Annotated in this window: 14 protein-coding genes; 7 read left to right on the forward strand and 7 right to left on the reverse strand. The window is 44.4% G+C overall.

Features of this window, described 5'->3' with window-relative positions; all coding sequences use genetic code 11:
- Positions 1–46: 46 nt before the first annotated feature.
- Positions 47–628, reverse strand: a complete 582-nt coding sequence (locus JUF10_RS02000; RefSeq protein ID WP_203640574.1) for a VIT1/CCC1 transporter family protein — start codon at positions 626–628, stop codon at positions 47–49.
- 419 nt (positions 629–1,047) lie between these two features.
- Between JUF10_RS02000 and JUF10_RS02005 the strand changes: the two genes are divergently transcribed.
- Positions 1,048–1,551: a DUF2798 domain-containing protein gene (locus JUF10_RS02005; protein WP_203640575.1), complete on the forward strand. Its 504-nt coding sequence runs from the start codon at positions 1,048–1,050 to the stop codon at positions 1,549–1,551.
- A gap of 188 nt (positions 1,552–1,739) precedes the next feature.
- Complete coding sequence (locus JUF10_RS02010) at positions 1,740–2,000, forward strand: type II toxin-antitoxin system RelB/DinJ family antitoxin (RefSeq protein WP_203640576.1); 261 nt, start codon at positions 1,740–1,742, stop codon at positions 1,998–2,000.
- Positions 2,001–2,062: 62 nt separating this feature from the next.
- Here JUF10_RS02010 and JUF10_RS02015 read toward each other — a convergent pair whose 3' ends face one another.
- Entirely contained in the window at positions 2,063–3,073 is a 1,011-nt protein-coding gene (locus JUF10_RS02015) for a CAP domain-containing protein (protein WP_203640577.1), read from the reverse strand.
- A gap of 480 nt (positions 3,074–3,553) precedes the next feature.
- On the opposite strand from JUF10_RS02015, the gene JUF10_RS02020 reads away from it, so the two are divergent.
- Both JUF10_RS02020 and JUF10_RS02025 read left to right on the forward strand, forming a co-directional pair.
- On the forward strand, positions 3,554–3,745 hold the full coding sequence (locus JUF10_RS02020) for a hypothetical protein (RefSeq protein ID WP_203640578.1): 192 nt from the start codon (positions 3,554–3,556) through the stop codon (positions 3,743–3,745).
- 643 nt (positions 3,746–4,388) lie between these two features.
- Entirely contained in the window at positions 4,389–5,009 is a 621-nt protein-coding gene (locus JUF10_RS02025; RefSeq protein WP_203640579.1) for a helix-turn-helix domain-containing protein, read from the forward strand.
- Between the two features lie 38 nt (positions 5,010–5,047).
- Here JUF10_RS02025 and JUF10_RS02030 read toward each other — a convergent pair whose 3' ends face one another.
- The 5 genes from JUF10_RS02030 to JUF10_RS02050 form a co-directional block, all read right to left on the reverse strand.
- A complete protein-coding gene (locus tag JUF10_RS02030; protein WP_203640580.1) occupies positions 5,048–5,191 on the reverse strand; it encodes a ComC/BlpC family leader-containing pheromone/bacteriocin in 144 nt (47 codons plus the stop codon).
- Between the two features lie 572 nt (positions 5,192–5,763).
- Positions 5,764–6,324, reverse strand: a complete 561-nt coding sequence (locus tag JUF10_RS02035; RefSeq protein ID WP_203640581.1) for a nucleotidyltransferase family protein — start codon at positions 6,322–6,324, stop codon at positions 5,764–5,766.
- 79 nt (positions 6,325–6,403) lie between these two features.
- Positions 6,404–8,569 (reverse strand): YeeR family protein, encoded by a 2,166-nt coding sequence (locus JUF10_RS02040; protein ID WP_203640582.1) that lies wholly within the window; start codon positions 8,567–8,569, stop codon positions 6,404–6,406.
- A 192-nt stretch (positions 8,570–8,761) separates the two neighbouring features.
- Positions 8,762–9,022 (reverse strand): Mor transcription activator family protein, encoded by a 261-nt coding sequence (locus tag JUF10_RS02045; protein WP_048733426.1) that lies wholly within the window; start codon positions 9,020–9,022, stop codon positions 8,762–8,764.
- A 111-nt stretch (positions 9,023–9,133) separates the two neighbouring features.
- Complete coding sequence (locus tag JUF10_RS02050) at positions 9,134–9,391, reverse strand: Mor transcription activator family protein (protein ID WP_203640583.1); 258 nt, start codon at positions 9,389–9,391, stop codon at positions 9,134–9,136.
- Positions 9,392–9,479: 88 nt separating this feature from the next.
- On the opposite strand from JUF10_RS02050, the gene JUF10_RS02055 reads away from it, so the two are divergent.
- From JUF10_RS02055 to JUF10_RS02065, 3 genes are all read left to right on the forward strand, one after another.
- Positions 9,480–10,424 (forward strand): helix-turn-helix transcriptional regulator, encoded by a 945-nt coding sequence (locus JUF10_RS02055; protein ID WP_203640584.1) that lies wholly within the window; start codon positions 9,480–9,482, stop codon positions 10,422–10,424.
- A gap of 238 nt (positions 10,425–10,662) precedes the next feature.
- Positions 10,663–11,367, forward strand: a complete 705-nt coding sequence (locus JUF10_RS02060; protein ID WP_203640585.1) for an N-acetylmuramoyl-L-alanine amidase — start codon at positions 10,663–10,665, stop codon at positions 11,365–11,367.
- 150 nt (positions 11,368–11,517) lie between these two features.
- Positions 11,518–11,841 carry a DMT family transporter gene (locus JUF10_RS02065; RefSeq protein ID WP_203640586.1) on the forward strand — a complete coding sequence of 108 codons (324 nt, stop codon included), beginning with the start codon at positions 11,518–11,520 and terminating at the stop codon, positions 11,839–11,841.
- Positions 11,842–12,093 lie beyond the last annotated feature (252 nt).

The raw sequence follows: 12,093 nt of genomic DNA on the forward strand, positions 1-12,093 counted from the left end.
TCAATGTCCGCTTTGAACGTTTTTTATCGCCATTAAATTGATGGCTCTACCCAATCATCATGTGAAGCAATGCGCCAATCCCGTACGTGATAAAGATAGTAAGGATCCCGATAACCACGTTACGGATGATGGTCCGTTTGGTCGAATTAGTCGTCTCGTAGGTGCTGATGATGGCGTTCAGGCTCAGCGCGATCACCATGGCAATGGCCGTGTTGATAAAGCGCCAGCTCGGGGCGGACAACATGATGGCCAGTAAAGGAATCAGGGAGCCAATGATAAAGGCTGTGAAGGACATGGCCGCCGCATGAAAGGGCACCAACAGATCTTTCTGCGACAAATCAACGTCGACCTGTGGGTTCTCATGAGCCATCGTGTACTCTTGAACGTCGTGTTGGGCACTAACGGAAATCCATTCGCCACCAGCCATGGAGCAGGCACCAGCCAACATGCCAGAGATGCCGCTGACCAGTAAGGTCGTGCTACTGAGATTGGCCCCGGTCGCTCCCAGAACGATGCCGGAAACGGAAATAATGCCATCGTTGGCGCCGAGAATGCCTGCCCGTAAGACGTTTAGTTTATCCCAAAAATAAATGCTCTTTGTTTTAGATGATGCTATCGGTGTATTCACAAAGATTCCTCCTCGAGGAAAATATGTATTCGCTTTCACTTGAATCACCTGTATTATAGGCTGGTTTTATATACATTAGCAATATTATTTGTGAATATTAGCGCAAAATAGGAATATTTGGGCAGGCGACCAGGGAATATCGCTGCTGGTTGGTCATCGGCACGAACTGGTATGGCTTTGTAGCGAAAATTTCGTTTTTTCCCTACGTGTGCCCAAAGGCGGCCGGTTCCGCTTAAGCCTGATCGCCAAATCATCCAGGACCAGGATTATCCGGCTTTCAACCTTAATGCTCACCAGCTAAACGCCTTTGGGCACACTCTTTGAAGATAAAAACGGTTACTTTCAAAATAATTCTTACGCCATGAAAAAATATATGGTACGCTAGCATCTCGTGGGAAATTCAAACGAGGAGCAACACAATGCCTAAAAATTTTAAAGAAGAACTACTTTTCACTGCCGTTATGGCGGGCCTGATGGTCCTGGTCATGGCTGGCTACAATATCGCCCTAGCTGATGGGTTCAGTCACCACTTCATTCGCGAAGTCCTGACGGGATACCCACTGGCCTTGCTGGTCGCCGCAATCTGCGACTTGGGGATCATTGGTCCCGGCGTCAAATACATCTTTTTCCACTTCATTATCAACGATTACATGAAAAAGAAGCAGATCCGCATTGCCCTGACCATCTCAGTGATGATGGTTGCCGGCATGGTCACCCTGATGTCCCTATTCGGTATGGTGGTCACGCAAAACTTCGGCGACAACGCCCTGCTGACTTATTTACACACTTGGATTTTTAACCTCTTCATGGCCCTGCCGCTGCAATTATTGATTGTCGGCCCCGTCGCTAGAAAGATTCTAGGAATGGTCCAAAAACACAACGCTCCGGCCGAAAATGCCGAAGCCGAAACAATCGAAGATTAATCAACTAAACGTCGCCGCTACCAACAAGTAGTGGGGACGTTTTTCTTTTTTCGCTGGTCCCACGCCAACGCAAAGACGGCCACTCCCTTTTTTGATGGGGTGTGGCCGTTTTTTTGAGTCGTCTTCAACTGTGAGAATACGGTCACCTGTTACAATGAAGACCGGCACAAAAGAAAGCGAGGGACTACATGTCAAAATCAAAAACTGTCTCCGTTTCTATTCGCATTTCACCAAGAATCAAATCGCTGGCTTCGCAAAAATTAGCACAATCTGGTCTGACGATGTCCGAATTTTTACGTGTTTGTTTAATCAACGTTGCTGACTACGACCTAGCAGATTTCCTGTCCTCACCTGAGGCTCTTCAGGCTAAAGAAGAGGTAATGAATGGTCATGTAACGGCCTTCAAGTCACTTGATGATCTCTGGGCAGATATTAACGATGAGAAATAACTCAAAACGACAAGCCACCCCACAAATTCCGTGAGATGACTTGTCGTCTATTAACCATCTAGCTACTTACTCAACTTAAACAATTTCGTCTGATAATTAACATCCGCATGATTACCTAACCCGCTAATTTTAACCGTATAAGCGTGGTTGGCTTTCACCTTGCTCAGCGTCGGCTGGTAAGAAATACTGGTCTTGAACCAACCATAGCCGGTCGCACTGTTGTAGTTGGTCACGTGGGTCACCTTAACCTTCTTATGCGTCGTATTATCAGTGACTTTGACGACTGGCTTGCTGGCCTTTTCACCCGTACCAATGCTGTACGAAAGCGACCAAACGCTGCCTTTAACGGCATTGATTGGGAAAACACCAGCCTTAGGATAAGCAACTTCTTTGGCTAACCCATCTTTAGGATCAAAGGCCCGGCATTTAGCGCCGCCCTCAAATACCTTGAGATCATTGTAGATGCCAGCTTGCCCGACACCAATTTCAATCGTGTTGCCCAGCAACCATTCGCGGTGACCGGGAACGTAGTCGGACTGTCCTGAATCTACCAGATAATTCAAAACGTTGTCATAGGGCTTAACCACGCCCTCACCAATATTGCTATAACCCGTGGCATCGACGCCTCGATTCCAAGCCGTCTTTGAAACGTATCCGGGCCGCTTGATGCCCGTCAATTCATGTGCCAATCCTTCATCCGCAGCCGCCAGCGTGGCAGCACCATACTGCGCATCTTCATTCCACTGGGGATTGGCTTCGATTGTATTCAGGCCATACATTTGCCGGTAAAAGTTAACAGATTTGACCGTAGCGTTGATGTACTTTTGGCTCAGCTTGCCCGGTTTAAATGACTTCTTCAATGATGGCTTTTGCACGTACATCCCCTTGGTGCTGTTAGAGATGCCTTTCAGCTGTTGCCGATAACCTTTGATGGTTGCCCGTTCCTGGGCGGTAAAAGCCTTCTTTTCGGTCGGTTCCTTAGCCTTGGTTTTCGCCGCAGCTGGTTGAACACTTAATGCGCCACCAAACGTGACGGCTAAGAGGCCAAGAATAAGGGTGGTTGTTTTTTTCATGAGTTGACTCCCTTTCTGTATGTATAACCTTAATCATACACGAGCAGCATGACACAATATGTCATTGAGCGACTTGTTCGTAAAATTTTTCAAAAAAATCCGCAATTTGCGTTTTTCTTTTTCCCGCCTAATACGTTTACTAATTCTGTATCAGTTAAAGTTGAAAATTCACTCATAATGATATCTCCTTTGGCAAACCTATATGTGACAGCAGCTGTTAGTTAATTAACTACAGCCACACAATATCACCTTTATTCACAAAGTCAATAGCTTTTATAATCGCTAATTTTATTTGATGTGTAGCTTTTTGCGAATGTCTTATAGTAGATAAACGATAAAAAAATCACAAATTATTTTTTGGGCGATTTATTTAGTAGCATTAAAAGAATACTAGTAGTACTATAACCGTGAACAAAATAATTTTTAATTTTTTAATATCAGTAATCGCGCAGATATTATAATTCTAGGAGGAAAATTATTATGGATGAAGGATCGGTTCCAAGAATAGTTGTTCTAGGCTTTTTAATTAGCATGGCAGTTTTTGCCGTGTTTGACTCACCGATGTTTAGTATCAATCAACTGTTTGGTGTAATTGGTGCTGTACTGCTCACAGGAGTGCTTATTTACAACCTAAAGATTGCAAGAAATTCTTCAAAGTCAGACAAGCTATAAGTCATTTATGTATGATTTAAATCCTATGAAGCCTAGTTACTTTAGGATTGAGATCATCGTCGGTGTATTCTCGTTAAATGTACGAGAATACGCTTTTTTAACGGCTATGAGCAGATCATTTCAAGCGAGCGTCATTCAAAAAAAATTTTAAAACGTAGGATTGTAGGGTAAACTAAAACTAAAAACAGAAACGGAGGTGAATAATTTCATTAAAAACTTTTTTAAAATTATTGTTGACATTTATTTTTCTTAACGTAATACTTAACGTGTAAATTTCGTTTATTGAATCAATATGCGCAAGGCGGGGAACTTTTTGGAAAAAGTCGTCAGGGAGCCTTGTTGTACTAGCAGTTGCTATTGTAATTACGTTACCAAGAATACTTCGACTACCTTTGTTCAGTGTTCAACAATGCATCGGTCTTCTAGGAATAGTAACGTTAGGTATTGTGTTCTTATTCGATTTGGGCCAGAGTTTAAGATCCAGAAAAGACAATAAGTAATTGGTTCTCGTTTGGAATATAACGTACAGCTGGCTAGTGTATTTCCGAAAAATATGGAAGTATATTAGCCAGTTTTAAGTACCCATTTAAAATAAATGAAAACTAATGAACACTTTTAATATTGACAAAAGGAGATGATCACAATGAATCTGCCCGAGAGGCTTAAGCGCTGTCGTGCCAATGCCAATCTAACGCAATTACAAGTATCTGAAAAGCTTCACGTTTCACGCAAAACCATATCAGGATGGGAAAATGGACATAGCTACCCTGATACTACTAGCCTTGTCAAAATCAGTGACATTTATAATGTTTCAGTAGATGATTTACTACGTGACGAGCGTTTACTAGAACATTATGCAGATCAGGAACAGGCCCAAACGACTAATCATAAGGTTATGAAAGGTAGTTATTATTTAAGCATAGTTCTATGGCTACTCGGCTACATAGAACTTTTCCAGCCTGCAGGAATTCATTCACTTTTGATTCCTTTTGCGTTGATAACTAACGCTATTGTCTATTTAACACATTTCACCGACTGGAGGCGCTTTCGAAATACTAAGTACACAGTGAGGGCCATTATTAGCTTTTTCCTAATTCTTTTAGCTCACGTCATGATTAATATCACAGATTCTAATTTTTTAAAATATATGAACCAATCTGAGCTGCATTTTGTAGTCGGATTTATTATGGGGCGGATACTACTCACACTTATAATTTCATTTAATTTTGAAATTATACTGTTCTTCCATCCAATTAAAAAATAATCCTAAAATAATAAGCAGTGCAGTAAATGCGCTGCTTATTATTTTAGGCCATGAAACACGCCCCACAAAAAATTTGATTTTTTATTTTTGTTGGATTTCGTAATTTTTCCACCATAAATCTTAACTAAGTCAGTTTGGGATATTTCCTGAAACTGACTCTTTTTATTCTCTTTTGTTTTCATAGTATTTCCCTCCTTCTGCATATACTTATACAACATATTGTCTAGATATTAAAGCTTCCTTTTGAAGACCTCCTGATATCGCTGATCTACCAGCCTTTTGAAGCATAATTTCCAGAAACATTATTTACTTAAGAATGAACGACAAGATGATATTAATCTGTTTTGAGAGATAATTACTTCGAGTATTTTGATTTTCTCAAGCTATTAAAAGATTATAGCGATTCATTTCATGACTAACCTAACATATGTCTCTACTAGAAGTGGAATACAAGCTGTAGATAGGATATACCTTTATAAATTATGGGGACATATTCTTGGTCTTCAATTTGTAGACCCTAGACTTCTCTATTTAGAGTAAAGAAGGTAACCTATTTATGGAAGAAACACGATTACTTTTTCTCGGCGAATTTTTCTACGCACTTTTTTATTTCCGAGTTTCATCGCACAAATTTTTTCCGCAAATTTTTTCAAAAAAACCCGCAAATTATTGGCCATTGTGTTCGCCAATAACTTGCGGATTCTTAAATTACACGTTAATTCGTTGCCTGATAGCCGCCATCAAACCAAACTGACTACACCTCAGCTACCTGAAGTTGCGGCCACTTTTTCTGCCACTGCTTAGTCGCCATTCGTTGCCGGTAGATGGCGCGATGCCGCTCATCTTGCTGGTAAAACGGAATCGGCCGACAGCGGAAATTGACCAGATCATCCACCCCATGCGGCGCAATTAATTTCAGCGCATCCCCATCCAGATAGGCCCCTACGCAGGTTGGGACTTCGACAAAGTGACCAATGGCATCGGCCACCGAGGTAAATTCCGGCGTATCAGGAAAATTATAGTGAGCCATGTAGACTTCATTTTTGACCTGCCACTGATATTCCGGTGCGAGTTGCGTCAACTGGGCGTAGATTTTAAGGTCGTCGCTGGCGGGACGGTCAGGGTCAAAGAAAACAACGTCGATATCACTGCCCAACGAAACCGGTTGCCCACTCAGAACTTGCCAAACAGTATTGCGAATACTCCCGGCAGCCAACGCACCCTGCTTGAGGTGACAATCGCGAATCAGGGTGAGAATGCGCATGAGTTCTGGGGTGTTGCGGATGATGGATAGGACTTGGGACTCTGGTGTCATTGGGAAGGACCTCCTGAATTACGATCTATTTATCTTATTGTAGGCCAAGGAACTGACAAAGAGAAACCCATCTATTACATTAGGCCATTGCAAACTCATTTTGCGCAGTTTCATAAGCTTCAATGACTTCCTCATCAGATATTTTTTTGCGCTCTGACATTACATCTGATACGGCACCACCGACTAACACTGTCCGCGCATATCCACGTCTGTCATCGGCAGCAAACATATCTTTCAGCCATGAACTGAATTTTTTATTCTGGAATGTCTTACCCAAAACCTCTTGATACTCTTCATCTGAAAGACCCGATGCCATCACGATATCCAAGAACTCCTCCTTGAATACCTGGTACATCTCTTTAGCATCGTCTTCAATGAATTCATCCATAATCTTCTTAGTAAAGTAACCTGTAATTGCTGCTCCAATCCCGCCAACAACCAAGCCGGCTGGTCCTAACGCCACACTAACTGCGATAGAAACACCACCAATAACCGAATCCTTAGTTAGCTGTGCTGTTGAAATACGACCCCTTAAGGCATTTACAATTGATGGGCCAAAAGTAATAGCAAATACTGCCACGTTACCTGCATACCTACCAATATCTTCGGCAGATTCCTTCATCCCAATACTTTTTCCAATCTTTGAAACAGCCAGCTTCTTCACCATATTTGATTTAGACATTTGGCTAGCGAATAATATAATTCCGCTGCTGACCATGCCAGAGCTAAACGCTGATTTACCAGCCATTTTGGCGGCTTCTTTTCGATCAACACCCCGCCATATAGCCATAGAATATGTCATAAGAAAGGTAAATCCGGCAGCTGGGAGTGACTGTTCTACCGCATTAAGCGTATCGACTTTAAGTGATTCAATCGTTCCTGCCTTAGCAACATTAGCATAGTACTCACCGTTAAATTTTCCTTTTTTAACCATGCTACTTGCTTGATTAGGATCCGTAACACCCTCCACGTTGCCTTTCTTAATTTGCTCTTTCATGTACTGAACCGATTTATTATATTGATCCTTTGGAACTTCCGTAGGCATGCTACCATACTGATATTTACCATCTGTGAAAGATAGCTTAATACTATCCGCTGTATTTCTACCAATATACTGTCCCTTATTATCCAGCTGAATAGATGTCTTCACCTGAACCTTCTTGCCAAAGCTCAACCGGTCTGCACCATGCTTGGCATTATCCTGACCGACCAATCCACTGTTAGTTAAATAACCGCCGTCCATAACTGAGTTTGCGTATTCGGCCGCCACCCCATGCCCTTGACGCCCATTTACCATTTGATTTGTCTGAATGTTATGCAGGTTATGGGCTGATACATTTCCTGCTTGTGCACCCAATCCCGTACGCAGTGCACTTGCATCGCCATCTACGTCTAGTTTTTTACCGGTCTCTTCGCTGTATTCATCAAATAACTTTTCTCTTTGCTCACTTGGCTCTTCCGTTTGGTGCCCAACCTCTTCAAACTTTACCAAATCATTTTTAAATTCATCCTCAGCTTGGCTATCAATCTTCCCGGTATACAAATCACGGGTGAATCCCGAGTCGATTAAGTTCTGAACATCACTTACCAAGGCCTCGGCATTTAATAAATTATAGCCACCTAATGAAATTTCAATCTGCTTACTCTGCGAACGGACTGTCACCTTATTATTTTCTTCATCGAATGATATAAACCACAATCCTGAGAACAAAATTTCAGTGCTCTTGACATTAGACTTTTGATCTTTAGAGTTCTTATCTTCAACGCTTTGAGTAGCCATCCCAATCCCACGGTTTGTAATAACTAAGCCGTACTCGCGTAGTTCAGAATCAATCTCGCTTCTAACTGGATAATAACCATACACCGTATCACCGTCAGAAAATAGATGTTTAAAAGACGAGGCAAAAAATTCAGCACGTCCCAGGGGAACCTCATCACCAGAAAACGGCATTGTTTTTCCCATATCATCCATGCACTGACTAATCTGCATGTAGTCATAATTACTTTCTACATCTTGATTGACCCACTTATTGAATTGCTGTTCTCTCTTCTTTTCCTGGTTGCTATCGCTATTTTGATATAGCCAGATTCCCACCATGGCAGCAACAACTAACATGATGATTGGGTGAGCACCAAACATTTGAAGCAAAATGATGATTAATGGGATACCCACAATCCATTCCCAATATTTTTTCCCAATCGTAACCGCAATCCCAATTACGGCAATTATTATAATAAATTCCACAACCAGCACTTCCTTACCAGATTTGAATTTCTATTAAAACAGCAAAACTATCCTCGCTAAATAGTTTTGCTGTTTTAATGTTAAATGGGTATATTCACTTTATAATTATATCCCTACAGCAGCAATGTTGTCACCGCTTTCATAGGCGAAATATATTCTAATAGCACCGACTATCTCTATTCCTTAAAGACTCTACTTTTCCTTCCGCCCCTCCTGAATCATCTGCCGCACCCAACGCTGAGAATAATCATACTTGCGCGTGAGCTCGGCGATATTGTGGCCGTCGTACTCAGTCAGGATCTGCTTAGCCACCTTATCGCGGTTATAGAGGCGCATGGGAAACGAGACCTGCTGCCCGCGGTAAACCTGATATAATTTTTCCGTTAATTCCTCACCTAATAAATCGTATAGTTGTGCGTATGAATCTTGTAATAAATCGACCCGCATTGTCATGTGCATTTCCTCCTTGATTAGTTCGTGCTTTCTACCCTCCATAGATTAGCAAACGTCACCGGCCGACTAAAATGGCTTTGGCCGGGGACGTGACCGGCAGTCTGCAGCGCATTACGCCGATGGTTTTGCTAGAATCCTGCGAATCGTGCGGCTCGAGTAATTGTGCCGGCGGGCCAACGCCACCACGCTCGCCCCCTGCTCGTACTCCTGACAAATGAGGGCTGCTTCCCGTTGCTGGTCCAACAACCGCCGTGGAAAGCTGATCTGCGCGCCCCCGTAATAGGCACACAATTTCCGCGTGGCGCCCGGGCCAATCAACCGCGCCAGCTCCTGATACAACGCCTGCCAATTCTGAATGTCATCCATCATGAATCCCTCCCATTGCGAACTGATTGACCACAGTTTACAATGACAGATAGACAGCATACGTCCACCTACTAAAAAGGAGTCCTCCCCCATGAATGCCGCTTATCGCCAACTAACTATTTTTCAACTGCTCATCAGCCAGCACATCGTCAACAAGGCCGCCCTCGCCGACCAATTTCAGGTCAGCTTGCGCGTGATCCAGCGTGACCTCAGCCAAATTCGCCAGTTCATTGCCGAACAAAATTTATTTTATAAATTGGTCTACCGCCGTCAATTTGACGGCTACCAGCTCATCACCACGCAGGCCAGCGTGTCCAAACAAGCCGTGCTAGTGCTCATCAAGATTGCGCTGGCCAGCCGGTCCTTGACCACAGCCGAAATGACCCAGACCATCGACGGCTTGCTCCAGCTGCTGCCGCTCGCCGACCAACAGGAAATTCGCCCCATCATTAAAAACGAACGTTTCTACTATCAGCCGGTCCACCACGGACAAGACCTGCTCACCAACATCTGGGAGCTCAGCCAATTTATCACGCAACAACAGGCCGTGACCATCACGTATCAAAAACAGCACCGAGAAATTGTGACGCGGACGATTTTGCCGGAAGCCATCATCTTTTCCGAATATTACTTTTACGTAATCGCCTACAACGCCAAGTACGACAACAATCTCTTCTACCGCGTCGACCGGATTCGCCACCTGCAAACGACCAGTCAGGCCATCACCCGGACCCGGGCTCAACGCGTGGAAGATGGCGAGCTGCGGCGACTTTTGCACTACATGCAACCGGGCAAAAAAATAACCCTACAGTTTAAATTCTGGGGGATCGTCGAAGCCGCCCTCGACCGCTTTCCCACGGCCACCGTCATCAAGGAATACCCCGCCGAAAAGGCCGTGTTGATTGAGGCCACCGCCTTTGCCTGGGGTGCCAAGATGTGGCTGCTGAGTCAGGGCGCCAACGTCCAGGTCGTGGCGCCCCAATCATTCGTCGCCGATTTTCAAGCGGAGCTCAAGCGGATGGCGGACCGCTATTAACCATCACCCAAGCACCGGAAGCTGGTCATTGTTTCACTGACTACTTCCGGTGTTTTTATATCGTCATTCGCGGCAACTCGCCATTTCCCTTCGATTACCGTTCACATTTCTTAGTGCATTTTTCACTGCATTCTTCCATATTTCACTACCCGTTTTCCCGTTTTAAGCGTATGATTAAGGAAGTCAATTAAGGTAGTTTGAAACTATCAACACGATGACTAAGGAGTGCATTTTACATATGAAGAAATGGAAATTCGGCCTCGTTGCCGGGCTAATGCTGCTGTTGCCACTGGCTTTGAGTACCACGACGGTCGCTAAGGCGGAGACGACGGCCACCACAGAATCGACCACTAAGCCGGCCAAGAAGACCACCACCAAGCCTAAGGTCAAGGCGAAGGCCAAGAAACACTACCTGATCGTAATGGGTCATGGTGCCGGCGACCCCGGCGCTCGCGGGAACGGGACGACGGAAGCCACCTTCCTGCGCAAGAACATGTTGCCCCAACTGCGGAAATACGCGAAGGAAGTCCAGAACAGCACCATCACGTTCTACAACCCTAAGCAAAACCTGGTCAGCGACACCCTGTTTCATCACAAGGGCTCGTACAAGCTCAACAAGAAGACTACGGTTATCATGTTCCACTTGGATGCTCCGGCCGGCCACGGTGGTCACGTCATTATCCACAAGAAACACCCAACGGCCCGCGACAAGCGGCTCGCCAAGGTCATCAAGAAGTACGTTGGCCTGAACCGCGCCTACAACGGCTTTAGCTACCGGACCAACTTGCGAAACTGCAATGTCTTGCGGAAACGCGGTATCGACTACAGTTTGGTCGAATCCGGCTTCATCACCAACAAGACCGATGTTCACCACCTCAAGAAGAACATGGCAAAGATTGCCAAGGCGGATATCGAAGCCATTACCAACGAAAAAATTAAGTAACCACCACGAAAAACCGGTCCATTCGGGGCCGGTTTTTTCTGTCAATTTACCAAGAAAACTAATGTCGCTCATTCATATTGCGCTACCACTTGGTCACTGCTACACTGGGGGTTAAGCGCGTTTCACATGGAACATTAGGGGGCGGCAGAAATGCCATACATCTACTTGGGCATCGCCATTATTGGGGAATTAATTGGCACCAATTTGCTTAAGGTCGCGGCCGGCTTCACGCGGTTGTGGCCGTCACTGGGCGCGTTAATCGCGTACGGCCTGTGTTTCTACTTTTTATCAGTCGCTATGAAAAATATCGACCTGAACGTGGCCTATGCCATCTGGGCGGGCATCGGTATCGTCATTACCACCGCCATCTCCATCACCCTCTGGCACGAACCCATCAACCTCGCCAGCGTCTTCGGTATCGCCTTAGTCGTAGTTGGCGTGGTCGTTCTGAATCTGTATGGACCCGGTCATTAAATAAACACAACCCTGCTCGTCACTAATTTACCTTGGTGGCGAGCTTTTTTGCTAGCTAGCTCAGCAACCCGCAGCAATCGAAAATACGTGATTTTCACCAATTACAATCATACAAGGGCCTCATTAGTTTAGTTATTAATAACAGCGGCCATTTACTAATAAACGGCAAATAACTGATTTTACTTCACAATATTCCTGACTGGCCGGCAATAGAACCACTGTTTTCTAAAATGCCAGCCATTATTAAAAGTT

The sequence above is a fragment of the Levilactobacillus andaensis genome (genome assembly GCF_016861695.1).
Lineage (GTDB): Bacteria > Bacillota > Bacilli > Lactobacillales > Lactobacillaceae > Levilactobacillus > Levilactobacillus andaensis.